The organism is Odoribacter sp. N54.MGS-14 (genome assembly GCF_000980295.1).
Taxonomy (GTDB): domain Bacteria; phylum Bacteroidota; class Bacteroidia; order Bacteroidales; family Marinifilaceae; genus Odoribacter; species Odoribacter splanchnicus.
On record NZ_LARL01000072.1, the window covers coordinates 1 to 16,226 of the forward strand.

At 43.1% G+C, this 16,226-nt stretch carries 16 protein-coding genes; 2 read left to right on the plus strand and 14 right to left on the minus strand.

All coding sequences use genetic code 11. The features are described 5' to 3' along the window. Together WS42_RS12315 and WS42_RS12320 are read left to right on the plus strand one after the other, a co-directional pair. Positions 1-1,150 (plus strand): hypothetical protein (locus tag WS42_RS12315; protein WP_046451173.1); only part of this gene is annotated, 1,150 nt, incomplete at its 5' end. Positions 1,151-1,163: 13 nt separating this feature from the next. Then, positions 1,164-2,495 carry a TlpA family protein disulfide reductase gene (locus WS42_RS12320; protein WP_162613218.1) on the plus strand — a complete coding sequence of 444 codons (1,332 nt, stop codon included), beginning with the start codon at positions 1,164-1,166 and terminating at the stop codon, positions 2,493-2,495. 39 nt (positions 2,496-2,534) lie between these two features. Here WS42_RS12320 and WS42_RS12325 read toward each other — a convergent pair whose 3' ends face one another. The 14 genes from WS42_RS12325 to WS42_RS12385 form a co-directional block, all read right to left on the minus strand. Continuing rightward, the gene (locus WS42_RS12325; protein WP_046403025.1) at positions 2,535-3,290 is read right to left on the minus strand and encodes a tetratricopeptide repeat protein; all 756 of its coding nucleotides are present in this window, start codon (positions 3,288-3,290) and stop codon (positions 2,535-2,537) included. 16 nt (positions 3,291-3,306) lie between these two features. Then, positions 3,307-5,139, minus strand: a complete 1,833-nt coding sequence (locus WS42_RS12330; RefSeq protein ID WP_046403048.1) for a BatD family protein — start codon at positions 5,137-5,139, stop codon at positions 3,307-3,309. Between the two features lie 25 nt (positions 5,140-5,164). Next, the gene (locus tag WS42_RS12335; protein WP_046403046.1) at positions 5,165-6,025 is read right to left on the minus strand and encodes a tetratricopeptide repeat protein; all 861 of its coding nucleotides are present in this window, start codon (positions 6,023-6,025) and stop codon (positions 5,165-5,167) included. A 56-nt stretch (positions 6,026-6,081) separates the two neighbouring features. Then, positions 6,082-7,107 carry a vWA domain-containing protein gene (locus WS42_RS12340; RefSeq protein ID WP_013611454.1) on the minus strand — a complete coding sequence of 342 codons (1,026 nt, stop codon included), beginning with the start codon at positions 7,105-7,107 and terminating at the stop codon, positions 6,082-6,084. Between the two features lie 12 nt (positions 7,108-7,119). Then, positions 7,120-8,112 carry a vWA domain-containing protein gene (locus tag WS42_RS12345; protein WP_013611455.1) on the minus strand — a complete coding sequence of 331 codons (993 nt, stop codon included), beginning with the start codon at positions 8,110-8,112 and terminating at the stop codon, positions 7,120-7,122. A 54-nt stretch (positions 8,113-8,166) separates the two neighbouring features. Beyond that, on the minus strand, positions 8,167-9,210 hold the full coding sequence (locus WS42_RS12350; RefSeq protein ID WP_046451174.1) for a BatA domain-containing protein: 1,044 nt from the start codon (positions 9,208-9,210) through the stop codon (positions 8,167-8,169). Between the two features lie 31 nt (positions 9,211-9,241). Continuing rightward, the gene (locus WS42_RS12355) at positions 9,242-10,111 is read right to left on the minus strand and encodes a DUF58 domain-containing protein (protein ID WP_013611457.1); all 870 of its coding nucleotides are present in this window, start codon (positions 10,109-10,111) and stop codon (positions 9,242-9,244) included. A 48-nt stretch (positions 10,112-10,159) separates the two neighbouring features. Beyond that, positions 10,160-11,152, minus strand: coding sequence for an AAA family ATPase (locus WS42_RS12360; RefSeq protein ID WP_013611458.1), 993 nt, complete (start codon positions 11,150-11,152; stop codon positions 10,160-10,162). A gap of 246 nt (positions 11,153-11,398) precedes the next feature. After that, positions 11,399-11,728: a hypothetical protein gene (locus WS42_RS12365; RefSeq protein WP_147345761.1), complete on the minus strand. Its 330-nt coding sequence runs from the start codon at positions 11,726-11,728 to the stop codon at positions 11,399-11,401. Between the two features lie 636 nt (positions 11,729-12,364). Further along, positions 12,365-12,817: a cold-shock protein gene (locus tag WS42_RS12370; RefSeq protein WP_013611461.1), complete on the minus strand. Its 453-nt coding sequence runs from the start codon at positions 12,815-12,817 to the stop codon at positions 12,365-12,367. A 330-nt stretch (positions 12,818-13,147) separates the two neighbouring features. Continuing rightward, positions 13,148-14,272, minus strand: coding sequence for a DEAD/DEAH box helicase (locus tag WS42_RS12375; RefSeq protein ID WP_013611462.1), 1,125 nt, complete (start codon positions 14,270-14,272; stop codon positions 13,148-13,150). Between the two features lie 429 nt (positions 14,273-14,701). Further along, a complete protein-coding gene (gene rbp / locus WS42_RS12380) occupies positions 14,702-15,001 on the minus strand; it encodes an RNA-binding regulator (protein ID WP_013611463.1) in 300 nt (99 codons plus the stop codon). A 259-nt stretch (positions 15,002-15,260) separates the two neighbouring features. Further along, positions 15,261-15,467, minus strand: a complete 207-nt coding sequence (locus tag WS42_RS15605; protein ID WP_146752610.1) for a hypothetical protein — start codon at positions 15,465-15,467, stop codon at positions 15,261-15,263. Beyond that, entirely contained in the window at positions 15,451-15,825 is a 375-nt protein-coding gene (locus WS42_RS12385) for a DUF6562 domain-containing protein (protein ID WP_229053143.1), read from the minus strand. The genes WS42_RS15605 and WS42_RS12385 overlap by 17 nt, the downstream gene beginning before the upstream one ends. Positions 15,826-16,226 lie beyond the last annotated feature (401 nt).

A 16,226-nucleotide genomic window follows, 5' to 3' on the forward strand; every position in this document is an offset into this window, starting at 1 on the left:
ACAGGGAAGTATTACCGAAGGCTGGATGGTTTTACAAGAAAGAGAAGGCAAAACGGATTTCGATTTAATCATGAGTCCCTATTTCTCAAACCGGGTAGAAAATGACGAAATTTTACACAATGTATACGAGACAGTCAATGGAGAAGCCCTGACCGGACGTGGTGTTGTCATCGGCAGCTATTTTTGTATCGGAAGATATCAGAATGTGATTGTGCTTACCGATAAGGGCGGGGCCCGCCTGTCGGCCATCACTATGCAAAAAACATTTGATATGTCCACGTTGGTACTTGATCTATCATCCTGGAAACCGGAAAGTTACATTTTTTGGCAATATTACTGGAGCCCGGGAAGATTTGGCTACGATGCGATCGTGTCGAACGGTCGTTTTTATGAATACAGTGCGATCAGCAGCACGGGATTTACAACTTATACCGAACCGATCCTGAAAGACGGCTTGACTTATAAAGCATCGCCTTATGCCCCTAAATGGTTTGATTATTATCAGGGTATTCTTTATGATGAAATCGGCGGACGTTTTTTGGGAATCGAAGAAAATACATGGATTTTGAAAGAGTTAGCGGTTGCCACAGCACCACAACCCTTCGATTGGGGAAATATGCATGCAAGCCTCCGTTATATGGAGACAGGATACAATAATTACGAATACGGATTATTCGAGGATTGGGATACGAAAAAAATGACATTATGCGTTTTTAATTTTGACACAAAGCCCAATATCGGTGTGGGGAAATACCTGGCAGACAATTGTCCGGAACTGGAGAAAGCGAAATATTTTGCAGTAGGTTCACTCGGTCCTGTTTTTTTATATGCTACCGACCGGGATATTTACCGTTATGATTACAATGGAGCTAACACCGGTGAAAAACTTTATACTTTGGCCCAAACTGATGAAAAAATAACGGGAATGAAAATATTCAAACCTTGTATTGATCGTTTTATTACGAATCATCCCTATAACAATAAAGTGCTGATTCTTTCCACTTACAACGAGAGTAAGAAAGAAGGAAAAATTTATATGTACTATATCAATGAGGTGAACGGAATGATCGATATTGCTTCGGAAAAAGTATTCGAAGGTTTCGGAGAAATCCTGGATATGGAATATAATTACCCGAAATACGGTGCTTAAAATGAGCAGAGGTTTGAAAATAGTTTTTGTGCTTTCCTGCTGTTTTTTGTGGGAAGCACAAGCCTTTTCCCAGGTAAGAGTCCGCTTCGACGCTACTTTCGGCCAAGAGGAAATCCGGATCGGATTCCGGGAACAAGCTTATAAGGTAAAACTAGATGAATCAGGCGTAGGGAGGATTACTATTCCGGATTCTCTGGCTCCCGGTTATGCAGCTTTATACGGTCCGCGCAATGTTTATTCGTTTTATCTTGTACCGGGACAGCAGCAGGAAATTACTAAGCTGAACGGACAAGAGATTAAATTTACCGGAGCGGCTAAAGCGATCAATATCTATCTGAACAGTCCGTTTTTGAATAACCGGGATCCGGGATATGAAAAAGGGGAAGAAGAATTTTTAAAAGAATGGGCTCTGATGCCCGGCAGATTACAAGCACATCTTGATTCTTTACCTCTGCCGGCGGATTTTAAAAAATCGGAGCGTAAACGGCTTTATTATGTGGCTTGCCATTCATTATTGGACTATCCCCTTCTGCATGCCAGACTATTACGTCTGAAAAGTTATTCTCCGGGAGAAAGGTATTACCGGAAGGTATCGGAACTGCTTCAGGAGGATCCTTCAGCTCATGAATTCTGGGAATACCGCCAGTTTTTCAGGAATGGCATACAATTGTTGGGAGAAAAGAAAAAAACTGAAACAGGTAAACCATTGGATAAGTTAAAATGTGAACTGGATTATATATGTAATCACATTAAGGATGAAGAACTGGCAAGTTATTTAGTCGACGAAAGCATGTCCGGATATATCAGGTATTTCGGAACAGAAGGGATGGAAGCGTTTTTACCCCTTTATCGGGAAAAGGTAAAGGATGAGAAACAAAAAGCAGCATTTTTCCGGTCGTATGAACAATATACCCGCTTAGAAAAAGGTAGAAAAGCACCCCATTTTTCCCTTTTGGATAAAGACGGTAACCGGAAAAATTTATCTGACTGGCTGGGTAATTACGTTTATATCGATGTCTGGGCAACCTGGTGCGGACCGTGTTGCCGCGAACTCCCGGCATTTCATAAATTAAAAGAGGAGTTCAAGGATAAGCCTATCTGTTTTGTAAGTATCTCTATCGATGCGGATGAAGCTGCCTGGCGAGCCAAGATAGAAAAGGACAGCCTGGATGGTATCCAATTGAGGGTAAACGAAGAAGATACTTTTAAAAAGGATTATAAGATTTCATGGATTCCCCGTTTTCTATTGATAGATCGGGAGGGAAAAGTACTGGATGCCAATATGACACGTCCTTCGGATACAAAAACAATAGAAAAACTCACTGCTTTATTGTCCGATCGCTAACAGTCTGACAGGGAGGAAAAACAATTACGTTCCTCCCGGTCAGATCTTTTCCAGATCTCCTTTTGCTACCCATCCTTCATTGCCGTCTGCCATCCGGATATTGTACCAATCCCCCAATTGACCTATGACACGGACTTTCAGCCCTTCGTGAATCAAAAACAGGCTCGTACCGCTATTATCCGGCGCTCCTTTCACCGTCACACTCGGAGTTGTAATAATCGCATACTCTCTGTCGGTGACTTTCTTATCCTGCTGCATGGCAAAAAACATCGTCCCAACAGTCAGGCAAAAGGCTATAATCCCCACGACAAAACCAGTCTTTTTGATACCGACCGAAGGAGAATAGAAAAATAAAGCTGCCATCACCAAAAAGAGGATAAAGAGAGTAACCGAGATATATCCCCACTGATCGGCGGAAAAATAACCGACAAAACCTTTGTACCACCTCACCAGAAACAATTCGGGCAACACTTCGATTTTGTCTACGATAGCTTGCTGGGCCATTTTCAGATTATAACGGGCAGAAGCATCCGAGGGGTCTAATAATAAGGCCCGTTCATAATTCAATATGGCCTGCGTATTCTCTCCCAGTTTATAATAACAATTACCCAGATTATAATATAAGATAGCCGATTCCATGCCACTGGCCCTCAATTTCCGGTATATTTCAGCTGCTTCATTGTATTTTCCCTCCCGGTAAAATTCCTCTGCCTGTTTCTCCGATTGCGGATCAGTAGCGGCTAAAGCACACAAGCTTATCAGTAAAACCGGCAATATCAACAATGTCTTTTTCATAGTTTCTAATCTTTAATCACCGGATAGCTTTATCCAGCTTTGTAATCACATCAATACTATCTGTATATACTTTCCCCATTTCCTGATCGGAATTACTTCCGGGAGCATAACGGGCATATTCACAAGTATCCAATACAGCGATAAATTCCTTGATTCTGTCTTCCTCTACTCCTTTCGACTGGAGAATTTCACTGATATTATCCCGGTTCAATTCGGCACGGTCGATATTCAGTTTATAACTCATATATCCCCAAAGGGCTTTCAATACTTCATCGTAGAATTGCTCTGCATTGTGATTTTTCATCGCGCTGGCAGCCACTTTGAGGCGTTTGCGGGCCATCTTGTTGGCCGCTTTATTCTTCACCCGGACTATATCAGCATTCGCTTTGATTCTCCGGCGATTCAAGACTGCACCGACAATAAACAGTACGAACGGAATCAATAAAGCCAGCCAGTATAAGGTAGTTCCGAAGAAACGTACCCCGGCAGCCTTCAGGTTCAATCCCTCCGTTTTCAGGTAACGGATATCTTCACCCACTTTACGGACATCTTCTTTCTTGAACGACTTCACCTGATTACCGGTCGAAGTTTCCACCTGCCCTTTATCGGCTCCTTTTCTGACATGGATATTGTATTCAGCCCCCGCAATGGTCTTGTAAGTGTTCGATTGTGAATCGAAATAAGAAAACCGAATGGCCGGAATCTTATAGTCTCCGGAATAACGGGGGATGATCAGGTATTCAAAAGAAACACTACCCGCCATGCCATTTTCCGTAATATTCAGATCTCTGGATTCTTTCGGATCATACACTTCGAAATCCAGGGGGAAATTAATCGTCGGTGCTTTTAATAACTTCAGGTTGCCCGTTCCGCGGAAAGTCACTTTATAAGTGATCGCATCATTGGCATTCACCGTATCCGCCGAAAGGGAGGTAGCCATCGTTACATTCCCTACCGTTCCGCCAAAACCGGCAGGTTTCCCAAGCTGAGGAAGTTCTTTCACCTGAATAGTGACCGGTTTACTTCTCCGCATCGCCCGGACATCTTTGTAATTACCGAAAAACTCGTCGAAGAAACTACGGCCTCCGTTAGCTAAACGCTGACGGACAATACATTCCAACTCGAAAGGCTCGATCGTAATCTCTCCGGTATGTTGCGGATACAACAATACTTTCCGGATAGTTCCGACATTGTAAATCTGCCCGTCCACCGCTTCCCGAACCAATTCGATACGTTGCGGCGTGGGTACTTCTTCGGCCAGAAATCCGTTGAAATCCGGAAATTTAGTTCTGCCCAGATTGACCAGATCGACCTTTGTATACACTTTAATCGTAGCCATCAGACTTTCTCCCATATACAGGCTACGCCGACTGACCTCGACTTTAACGAACAGGTTATTGTCATTGACCGTAGCATTGGCATCCGGCTGCACCGGCCGGTTTGTCGCCGCCTGATTACCGTTTGAATTACGACTACCTTCGACGACCTCTATTTTCAGAGCATTGGATGTATATTCTTTTCCATCGATAATCACTGTCGCTCCGGGAATCTGAAAAGTACCTTTTTTAGTTCCTTCCAAAATATAGGTATAGGAGAAAGTGACATTCTGCGTCATTTTCCCATTGATATTCGATGAATAAAAAGATTGTCCTACGGAAGGTCCCATCAGCAGGTCGAATCCTTCCAGGGTAGGCACTTTAAGATTGTCCCCTTCTTTATTCAGGGTATATTCCAACTTAAACTGCTCACCGACGGCAACTACAGAAGGAGCAGAAGCCTTGAATTCTACATTTTGGGCGTAAGCCAGTGAAGTGAAAAATAACAATATGATTAATCCGATTTGTCTCATTGCCATATTTATTTAAGCCGCAAAATTACCAATCTTTTTCGATTTTCATTTTCTTTGCTTTCTGTTCCTGTGCTTTTTGTTTCTGCACTTTTTCCTGAACATTCTTTTCATCGTTCTGCAAAGCCTCTAACAAACGTTCCGCATCCTCCTTAGAAATCTTACCCTGCTGTTGCTGAGGGTGTTGTTGTTGCTGGTCTTTATTCTGATCATTTTTATTCTGCTGGTCTTTATTCTGATCTTGACGGTCTTTATTTTGCTGGTCTTTGTTCTGATCTTGCTGATCCTTATTTTGTTGATCTTTGTTCTGATCTTGACGGTCTTTATTCTGATCCTGTTGATCTTTATTCTGATCTTGCTGATCCTGGTTTTGGTCCTTATTTTGGTCTTGATTATCCTTGTTCTGATCTTTGTTTTGATCTTTATTCTGGTCCTTGTTCTGATCCTGATTCTGTTGATCCTGTTGTTGTTTATGGCGTGCAAATTCCAGGTTATATTTCGTTTGTTCAGAAGCCGGACGATTCCTTAATGAGTTTTTATACGCTTCGATGCTCTCGTCGGTTTTCTCCATCGCTAACAAAGTATTCCCGATATTATGATAAATTTCGCCCAACCGTTCTTTATCGGTTTCTTGTTTTGCCAAAGCAGAAAACTGTTCCAGAGCTTCATCGTACTTTTTCTGCTTATATAAAGCATCGGCCATATTAAAAGCCGCTTCAAATGAATTCGCCTTTTTATCGGCAGCTTTACGATATTCCACCTCAGCCTTTTCGAAATCCTGTTTTTCGAATAATTCGTTTCCTTCCCGGATAAATTTCCGTTCTTGCTGAGCAATAGCGGGCCATGCAGCCAACAAGGTCACCACCGTTATTATCATAGACTTTATCATAACATTCATCATTTTTCGTACATTATTATCGTCAATCCGATTCTCTGTCTTTTCTTTTAGCGTTTGAAAAGATTGATCTTCATAAAATGTTTATTCTTTCTGCCCAGAATCATAAACTCCACAAAGATGAAAAACAACCCCACCAACAGGAAGTACTGGTACTTCTCGGCATAATCACTATATACCCGCTCTTCAAGCAAGCTTTTCTCCATACGATTGACTTCGTCCAGGAGCCGGTTGAGTCCGACTTCGGTATTGCTGGCCCGGATATACAGCCCCTCTCCGGCTTTAGCTATATCCTGCAAAGTTTGTTCGTCCAGTTTGGAGATGACTACATTCCCCTGTGCGTCCTGCATAAATTGTCCGGGTTTTCCTTTCTCCGGGATCGGAGCACCCTGTTCCAATCCCATCCCTATGGTATGGATTACGATTCCTTTTTCATGGGCTTGCTTAGCAGCCGCAACCGCATCATCCTGATGGTTTTCTCCGTCCGTAATGACAATAATCGCTTTGGACGTCTCGGTTTCCGGTGTAAACGACCGGGCGGCCAGATCGATCGCACTCCCGATAGCCGTCCCCTGTACCGGTACGATATCCGTACTGATATTCGACAGGAAAAGCTTGGCCGAAGAATAATCGGTAGTAATAGGTAATTGCACATAAGCATCCCCCGCAAATACAATCAAACCGATCTTATCGTTCGATAATTTCTCTACCATCCGGGAAATGGCCATCTTAGCTTTTTCCAACCGACTGGGTTTGATATCCTGGGCCATCATCGAATTGGAAACGTCGAGAGCGATCATCAACTCTACACCTTTTTTCTTCACCTGCTGCAGTTTCGAACCGAACTGAGGGCCTGCCACTCCGACAATGACAAACAATAAGGCCAGCATCAGCATAACGAACTTCCACGTGCCCCGCTTGAACGATAAAAGAGGCATCAAAGGCCCGAGTAATTCCGGATTACCGAATTCTGCTATCGCCTTCTTTTTTCGTCGGATCATCACCACATAAAAAACAATCAACAGTGGGATAACAATCAAGAGATATAATAATTCAGGATGTGCAAATCTAAACATAGCCAAATAATTTTACGGTATTTTCCTTAAAAGAGTATACTTCAGAACTGCCTGTGCAATCAGTAAACACATACCCAGCAAACCGAAAATAAAATACTGTTCATTCTTTTTACTGAAATGTTTCACTTCTATCTTACTTTTCTCCAACTGATCGATCTCGGAATAGATCTGCTGTAATTTATCGTTATCCGTCGCCCGGAAATATTTACCGCCGGTCACGTTAGCAATCTGTTGTAATACCCCTTCGTCGATTTCCACAGGCATATTCTGCAATTGCACGCCGAAGGGAGTGGGAACAGGATAAGGAGCTTCGCCATAGGTTCCGACTCCGATCGTATATACCCGGATACCGAAAGCTTTAGCTAATTCGGCAGCCGTGACAGGTGCTATCGCTCCCTGATTATTGATACCGTCTGTCAACAAAATCACCACTTTCGATTTACCGGGGCTATCTTTCAACCGGTTGACCGCATTAGCCAAACCCAGACCGATCGCCGTTCCATCCTGGATCATACCGCTTTTCACCTCCCGGAGTAGATTGACCAATACAGCCTGATCGGTAGTCAACGGACACTGAGTAAAGCTCTCGCCGGCAAAAACCACCAATCCGATTTTATCCTGAGGACGTTCGAGGATAAATTTCGTAGCCACCTCTTTAGCCGCCTCTAAACGGTCGGGCGTAAAGTCACGGGCCAGCATACTCGTGGAGACGTCCAGAGCCAGTGCGATATCGATACCTTCACTGGTATAAGTTTGCCAGCTATTACTGGACTGCGGACGAGCCAAGGCCGTCACCAATAAGATAATGGCAAGCAATTCCAATACGAACAAAACATGCCGCCACCAGATCCGGCCGGAATGTTTGATCCCCTTAAACGCCTGTAATGAAGAAAACTGTAAATCAGCATGCGATTTTTTTTCCTTCAGGATATACCAGACGATCATTGGTACTAAAAGTATCAATAACAGGAAATATTTCGGGTTTGCAAATTCGAATCCAAACATTTTATTTCAGTTTACAAATTAACTCATACACTCTTTTCAAAGTGCCTGATCGCCTCATTTATCTTTTACGTCTTCGGGAGTTTCGCTTTTTTCAGCTTCTTTTCGCTGTCGTTCTTCTTCCTGACGTTTTCTTTCTTCTTCCTGTTTCTGCTGCTGAGCAATTTCAGCCTCTACCCGTTGGTGAGTGTTATTGACAAATTCGTAAGCGGCATCCAGATAACGGGAATTTTCATCCTGCAAGGGAGTAAACTTAGCGAATTTCACATAATCGGCCGTCGTCAACATCTCTGCTATTCTCTCCCGTTCTTTGGCTTCTACCTCTTTACAATTTACCAAGGCCTGCATTGTTTCGGAGGAGGTCTGTTCCATGGCAGGTATAGCGAACTCTCCGTCAAGGTATTGGCGTACGGTATCCGTCAATCGGGTATAATATTCCTTTTCTTTTCCGGTCTGCCAAAGCTTATTGCCCTTGATTTCATCCAAGGAACGGATAGCCATGACATAAGGCGGAATCTCTTCTTTCTTCGGCGTAAACAAGGGTTTGTTCTTCCGCCTCCGGTCCCAATACAGCCAGAAGATCAGAATAAGGGCAATCCCTAACAAAACCCACAACAGATAAGGCAAAATCTCGGCAAAAGTCCAGGGGGCGGCATAAGGCATAACGATATCGTAATTCCCCTTTTGCGGATCTACCTGGAAAGTATTCACCACCAATCCTACGGGATCGGTCCGAACAATATTATTATATTCCTGACTTTCGATCGTAATGGGCTGAGGAGGCACAACATATACTCCTGTATCGAAAGCAGTGACGACATATTTTTCCTCCAAAAGCCATCTTCCATCCTTTTCTTTTACAGAATCCCGTACAGGACCGGAGATAATCTCCAATCCATGAACAACCGTATCCTGTAACCGAGGGAACACAATCCGGACTCCCGGGTCTACCTTCGCTTTAAAAGTAAGATGTTGTTGATCTCCAATCATCATATAATTGGTGTCAAGCGCCACCCCATATTCTACATGCTGAGCTTTCAGGGTCGCCACCCCTAAAAACAAGCACAGATATAATAATATTTGTTTCAAAACACTCCTCATAGTTACGATCTTTGATCAAAATCCATAATAATTAAGCCCTTTTCTTAAACAAAGTGATTAAAGCCCTGACGTAGTCTTCGTCGGAACGGATATTAGCGACATCGACTCCCGAACGTTTGAAGATTGCATCCAGTTCCTTTTCGCGGACAAAAGCATATTTTTCATACGCTTCCCTCAGCTTTTTATCGGAAGTATCCACCCACATCTGTTCTCCGGTTTCGGCATCCCTCAGGTACATCATCCCGACCGGAGGCAATTGATTTTCCCGGGGGTCGTATACCCTCAGGGCGACAACATCGTGTTTCCGGTTAGCGATAGCCAAAGCATGGGCAAAATCGTGCTCGTCGATAAAATCGGAAATAACAAAACAGGTACACCGTTTCTTGATCGAATTGGTCATATATTCCAATGCCTGTTCGATATCGGTCTGTTTATCTTCCGGATAGAAATCGATCAGTTCGCGAATAATATGCAAGATATGTGTTCTTCCCTTCTTCGGAGGAATAAATTTCTCGATCTTATCCGAGAAGAAAATCACCCCGATCTTATCGTTATTCTGGATTGCAGAAAAAGCAAGCACTGCAGCAATTTCGGTAATCTGGTTTTTCTTCAGTTTCGAAATAGTCCCGAAATTACGGGAGGCACTGACATCGATCATCAACATGACCGTCAACTCCCGTTCTTCCTCGAAGATCTTCACATAAGGACGGTTGTGGCGGGCAGTCACATTCCAGTCGATATTCCGGATATCGTCGCCGTACTGATATTCTCTTACCTCACTGAAAGTCATACCTCTCCCCTTAAAGGCAGAATGATATTCGCCGGCAAAAATATTTTTGGACAAGCCCCGGGTTTTAATCTCTATCTTCCGGACCCGCTTTAACAATTCAGAAGTTTCCATATCTAAAAGTAAAAGGTTAAAAGTAAAAGGTTAAAAACGACCTTCCGACTATGGAACCTCTACGGCATTCAGGATCTCGTTGATAATATCCTCACTGGTAATGTTATTGGCTTCAGCCTCATAAGTCAGGCCGATACGGTGACGCAAAACATCATGACATACCGCCCGTACATCTTCGGGGATGACATAACCACGACGTTTGATGAAAGCGTACGCTTTGGCAGCCTTGGCCAAACTGATGCTGGCACGCGGCGAACCTCCGTAAGCGATCATGCTGACAAACTTGTCGAGCCCGGCTTCCTGCGGAAAACGGGTGGCAAAAACAATATCGATGATGTATTTTTCAATTTTCTCATCCATGTATACATCCTTCACTACTTCACGGGCACGAATGATATCTTCGGGTTTCAGAATAGTAGATGCCTTAGGGAAGGCTTTCTCCATATTCTGACGAACGATCAGCTTTTCTTCTTCTTTTTTGGGGTAATCGATCACTACTTTCAGCATAAAACGGTCGACCTGGGCTTCAGGTAACGGATAGGTACCTTCCTGTTCGATCGGATTCTGGGTGGCCATAACCAGGAAAGGCTCGGGCAAACGATAGGTCATATCTCCGATCGTCACCTGACGTTCCTGCATCGCTTCCAATAAAGCAGACTGTACTTTTGCCGGAGCACGGTTGATTTCATCCGCCAGAATGAAGTTCGCAAAAATCGGTCCTTGTTTTACCACAAACTCTTCTCTCTTCTGAGAATAAATCATCGTACCGATCACATCGGCAGGCAAAAGATCGGGGGTAAACTGAATACGACTGAATTTCGCATCAATCGTAGTTGCCAGCGTATTGATGGCCAAGGTTTTTGCCAGGCCGGGAACACCTTCCAATAAAATGTGCCCGTTGGAAAGCATCCCGATCAGAAGTCCTTCAACCAAATGTTTCTGACCAACGATGACTTTGTTCATCTCCATGTTGATCATGTCCACAAAAGAGCTTTCCTGCTGTATGCGTTCATTCAATGCTTTGATATCAACAGTATCCATAGATTCAAATTTAAAGTTGTTATATCTTATAAAATTCTATTACGAACCAGAAAAAAATGTGTTACTTTCAAGCCCACATTTCTATCGAATCTCTATTTTTGTCAAATGTTAAAATTTTGAGTACTCCAAAATTAGTCAATCTAAGTTCAAATGTTAAATCCCTAGCCTTAAAAAAAGTTAACCCTCCGTTTAAGGTTTTGCAAAAAAAATATCAGGCTATCCGTCGACCCTGATATTTACACCTTCTTATTTCTTCTTATTCCCTTTAACACGCTGCCTGAGTAAATCACGTCCCCGGGAAATGAATATATAAATAGTGAATACAAAAATCAAACAACGTAAAATAAACCCAGCATTCAGTACCGGCTCAGCTCCCTTAAAATCACGGATTAACCAGGGAAGCATATAAATCAGTAAACCTCCTAACACAATCACCTGAATCAGAATAAAGTAACACCTCCGGCTTTTCGCCGGCAAGGGGACCGCTTCATCTGCAATACTCCGATCTGCCTCCGTTCTTTCCGTCCGCTCCCTGAGCTGCTGCCAAAACCGTACCCCCAATAAGAGTATGAACACACAAAATGCTATAAATATAAGTGTATCTCTATCCATCGTTTATTTCAGATTAAACTTCTTTTAGCTACAGAGATTTCAAGTTATAAAAGTGCCAGCCCCCCCCCCGGAAAGGGCCGTAAACAAAACGAGGCACTCCCCCTATGCCTGCAAATGTAGGATAAATAGTCGAAAGTTCATAAAAACAAAATGAAATCCAGACTTTAGAAGTGGAGAATTTCCTCATAATTATGGAGAATATTTCCGATTCAGTCGAGACTAAATCTTTGGGATTTTCTGTTTAACGTTTTTTGCTGAAAAATCAGACTCAGGCAACAGTGTTTTTTCAAAGCAGAGCCTAAGGCCCTCCCTACAGGCACGAAGCAAGCCTCGACAAACGGAAAGTTTCTTCACTTTCAAAGCCTAAATCAAACTGGTTTATACTCACTTCGACTCTGATCAGCTTCATCCTTTCAAGTCCCTTGACCAGCATCCCCCCCCCCTTTTAATCGGTAAACTTTCGGTTCAGAGTTGAATAATTAATTCCGGACCTAGTTTCGCTAATAATCAGCTTCGAAGCCACCCTATATCCAATTTACAGGCTGCACCTGCTAATCCGATACCCCGGTTGCAACGCAAGTATTCCTGACAAAATCGAACTTAATCGGCTGTTCGTTCCGAGATACAAATATTAATGGCATTCATACCTCTTTTACCACGCTCCAAGTCGAAAATAACGATGGCATTTTCTACAAGTTCGGAAAGAGCGTTGCTCACATGAAAAAAATATTTTTCAGTTCCTGACAGATCCTTAATAAAACCATACCCCTTCGAAACATTAAAATACTCTACCCGCCCTTTACGGACCTCAGGAGATTCTTGTCTGGGAGTCGAGATCACAATTTCTTCATGGTTTATCTCTTCCTTTTTATGATTCGTTTCCGGAGGTGTCGAAGTAATCCGGCCATTTTCATCGACATAGGCTATCATATCTTCAAAACTATTCGTATTACCGGATAGTTTTCTTTCTTCTTTCCGGTTTTGTTTTTCTAATCTCCGGGCTTGTTTTTTCTTCTCGTTTTCTTTCTTACTGAATGTCTGTGGTCTTGCCATTTAACTGTATGAATTGTTTATAAATAAAAAATAAAATTTATCACCTAATCGAATCGTAAGATTATTCCGACACCTATTCGTCTCCGGTGTTCGTGTTTGAAGACCATCGGAGTTCTGCCGAGTATCATCATGCTTTTTCTGAACGACCGACTGATAGTGTCTGAGAGAAACGTAATGTAAAGTTTTTGCGCAGCAAGGAGTTCCACCGGGCAGGAGAAAAACCGATGAAATCGACAAAAGCCTTAACGGAGCGGTCCAGACGAACCGGTCTGACGACACAGCAACCGAAATCGGAATAGAAAAACTAAATCCCAGGAATTTTCCATCTACTCAGGCCGAAACTTCAGCCCTGCAGAGTTTTTTTCCGGTCAATTTCTGGATATTATCTACTAGTTTTCGTTCTTCCTGAGAACAAAATGTAAAGGCCGTTCCTGCATTCCCAGCCCTTCCGGTCCGTCCGATGCGATGTACATAAGTTTCAGGGACATCAGGCAGATCATAATTGATCACTAACGGCAACTCATTGATATCGATACCCCGGGCCGCAATATCGGTAGCCACCATCACCCGGGTCTTTCCTGATTTAAAATTTCCTAAAGCCGACTGACGGGCAGCTTGACTCTTGTTTCCGTGAATAGCCTGACTTCCGATTCCGGCTTTGCCCAATACCCGGACAATCCGGTCGGCATTATGTTTCGTACGGGAGAAAACCAATACCGATTGATTTTCAGCTTTCCGTAAAAGGGATATCAATAAACGTCCTTTCTCGGCTTTCTCGACGAAATAAACGAACTGTTCGATAGCATCGACAGTCGGAGATTCAGGAGTAATGGTGATTTTCACAGGATTTTTCAATAAAGCAGAAGCCAGCGTAACAATCGAATCGGGCATCGTCGCCGAAAAAAACAAGGTCTGTTTTTCTTTCGGAAGCTTCGGTAATATCCGCTTAATATCGTGAATAAACCCCATATCGAGCATACGGTCCGCTTCGTCGAGCACGAAATATTTCACCTGATCCAGGCTGAGAAACCCCTGACTCATCAAGTCGAGCAAACGCCCCGGAGTCGCAACCAGAATATCGATACCTTTTTGCAACATAGTAACCTGCGGACGTTGGTTTACTCCTCCAAACATCACACCATGACGAACCGGGGTATACCTGGCATACTCGTCTAAACATTCACTGATTTGTAAGGCCAGTTCGCGGGTCGGCGTCAGGATCAAAGCTTTGACTCCCTTGCGTTTCGTTATAATCGGATCTGCCTGTAAAAGCTGGATGATAGGAATAGCGAACGAAGCCGTTTTTCCGGTTCCTGTCTGTGCACATCCCAATATATCTTTTCGGGACAAGGCTACAGGGATTGCTTGCTGCTGAATCGGTGTCGGCCTGTTATATCCTTTTTCCTCAATAGCCTTTAAAATCGGCTGGATTATATTTAATTCTTTAAATGTCATATATTATTATTTTGCTGTACGTCAAAACAGCATTTATTTTCACTATTTAATTTTCTCTGCTGTATCGGATCTATATAGAACATACAACAGAAATGCCGGGGTAACATTAATATGTTTTAATGGGGCAGAAAGGTCATCCGAATAAATAGGCTGGGAAAAAACGTTTTAACAAACGATCAGCCTTATTGAATAACTAGTTAAACTTTCAACACTCATTTCTCAAAGGAAAAAGAACAAAAAAGTTTAATAAATCTGTTTCAGAAACGGAACACTTCAGGACTGAAAACTCCTGATCTCACATCGAAAAGAAAGAATAAATCGAACTTCATTGTTGAGTGTTATAAGACACCCGAAATAAAACTTATAGAAGAGGTTAGCTGGAAAGCCGAATAGTTGATTTTTCAGCCAACCCCTTATCTGATCACCTGATCAATATCGCCTGGAATTACTGTTTCTGTCACGATATCCACCGTTAGACTGTCTTTCAGTGCGAGGACGTGCAATACTTACCGCAATCACTTTATGGTCATATTCTGCACCATTCAATTCATCGATCGCTTTTTGTCCTTCTGTATCGTTAGTCATCTCGACAAATCCGAATCCTCTGGATCTTCCGGTTTCTCTGTCCGAAATAATTTTTGCAGAAGAAATTTCTCCATACTCTGAAAATAATTCGTTTAAGTCTGCATCGGTCGTGCCATAGCTTAAACCTGAAATGTAAATGTTCATTTGAAATTAAAATAAAATTAATACTAATTAGAGAGCAGGATAATTAAAGAAGAGACTTACTTATTTTGAAGAAGAACTTTGACGATAACGATTCATAAACTCTAACTGTCCACAAAGGTAATGCAATAAATCGGATAAACAACCTTTTGTTCCTTATTTATGAACCAACCGGTGAAAATTATGCTTTATTAACGATCACGGGGACGGGGCAATTGTGCGAAAGTTTCGCACAATTGCCCCGTCCCCGTGATTACCGTGATTATTCAATCGCTTCGATAGCTTTGAATCGTCCGGTGTTCCAGTTTGTAGCGGTCTTATAGTCCCCGATCGCTTCTGCCGGAACTTTCAGCACCATTTCCGTTTGGGACGGATATATCTTAGCGCTTAGCGTAGGCGGAACCGTTGCCCGGCAGATCACGGTCTTTGCCGCGCCCCAATAGAAAGAATTATTAGCTATTTTCGTCACAGTGGCGGACAAATCGATAGTTTCGACAGGACACCCACTGAATGCTGTCGTCCGTATCGTAACGGCCACCGTCAGCCGAACAATCGGCCCAGAAGACAAAGTCGTAAGTTTGCTGAGCCACCAGACGCAGAGTGAACGTAGCGGCATTATTCGTTACAGTCGCAGTCTGTTGCTCCCCGTAGGGCTGACCGTTCCGGTAGATTTGAAACAGACAGCGGTCGACCTGAGAACCGTTGCCGAAGTCCGCCGCCATGGCACGAGTCTGCAGTTCTTGCGGAATAGTAACAGTAATTGCCTGGGTGCATACCCCACCGGGATCGGAAAGAGATTCCTCCTTCTGACATGCGGTAAGGATCATTGCAAGCCCCGCCGCCAACAGGAATACTTTTTTCATAAAATATTGATTTAATGCCATTTACACCTCTCACTAACTTTTTAGAAGTAAAGCTGTAAATCAACGGTTTGTAATTTATTTTGAAAGAACTTGTTTCATCTTTTCCTTTGTATCCGCAGGAGCGGTCAGGCTCCTACGGATGGTACATGTTATCCGGAAAATATTTCCGGACCTTTTTAACGGTCAGTAACCGATTGGTGTCGTATCCTGCCTTTCGCTATTCGGCTACGACCTCCCATTTTAAACCGGCGGGATCATCTTCGATCGCCTGCCACTTGTAGCTCTCAACCGGTTCATAAATAGCCTTAGTCACATGATTATAAGCTTTACCGCTGAATTTGCCTCCTCTAAGAATCACATTTCCG

Coding starts and splice junctions, on each gene's coding strand:
- WS42_RS12325 (WP_046403025.1), bottom strand. CDS start 3,290: ATGAAAAAGACATTGTTGATATTGCCGGTTTTACTGATAAGCTTGTGT.
- WS42_RS12330 (WP_046403048.1), bottom strand. CDS start 5,139: ATGAGACAAATCGGATTAATCATATTGTTATTTTTCACTTCACTGGCT.
- WS42_RS12335 (WP_046403046.1), bottom strand. CDS start 6,025: ATGATAAAGTCTATGATAATAACGGTGGTGACCTTGTTGGCTGCATGG.
- WS42_RS12340 (WP_013611454.1), bottom strand. CDS start 7,107: ATGTTTAGATTTGCACATCCTGAATTATTATATCTCTTGATTGTTATC.
- WS42_RS12345 (WP_013611455.1), bottom strand. CDS start 8,112: ATGTTTGGATTCGAATTTGCAAACCCGAAATATTTCCTGTTATTGATA.
- WS42_RS12350 (WP_046451174.1), bottom strand. CDS start 9,210: ATGAGGAGTGTTTTGAAACAAATATTATTATATCTGTGCTTGTTTTTA.
- WS42_RS12355 (WP_013611457.1), bottom strand. CDS start 10,111: ATGGAAACTTCTGAATTGTTAAAGCGGGTCCGGAAGATAGAGATTAAA.
- WS42_RS12360 (WP_013611458.1), bottom strand. CDS start 11,152: ATGGATACTGTTGATATCAAAGCATTGAATGAACGCATACAGCAGGAA.
- WS42_RS12370 (WP_013611461.1), bottom strand. CDS start 12,817: ATGGCAAGACCACAGACATTCAGTAAGAAAGAAAACGAGAAGAAAAAA.
- WS42_RS12375 (WP_013611462.1), bottom strand. CDS start 14,272: ATGACATTTAAAGAATTAAATATAATCCAGCCGATTTTAAAGGCTATT.
- rbp (WP_013611463.1), bottom strand. CDS start 15,001: ATGAACATTTACATTTCAGGTTTAAGCTATGGCACGACCGATGCAGAC.
- WS42_RS12385 (WP_229053143.1), bottom strand. CDS start 15,825: ATGATCCTTACCGCATGTCAGAAGGAGGAATCTCTTTCCGATCCCGGT.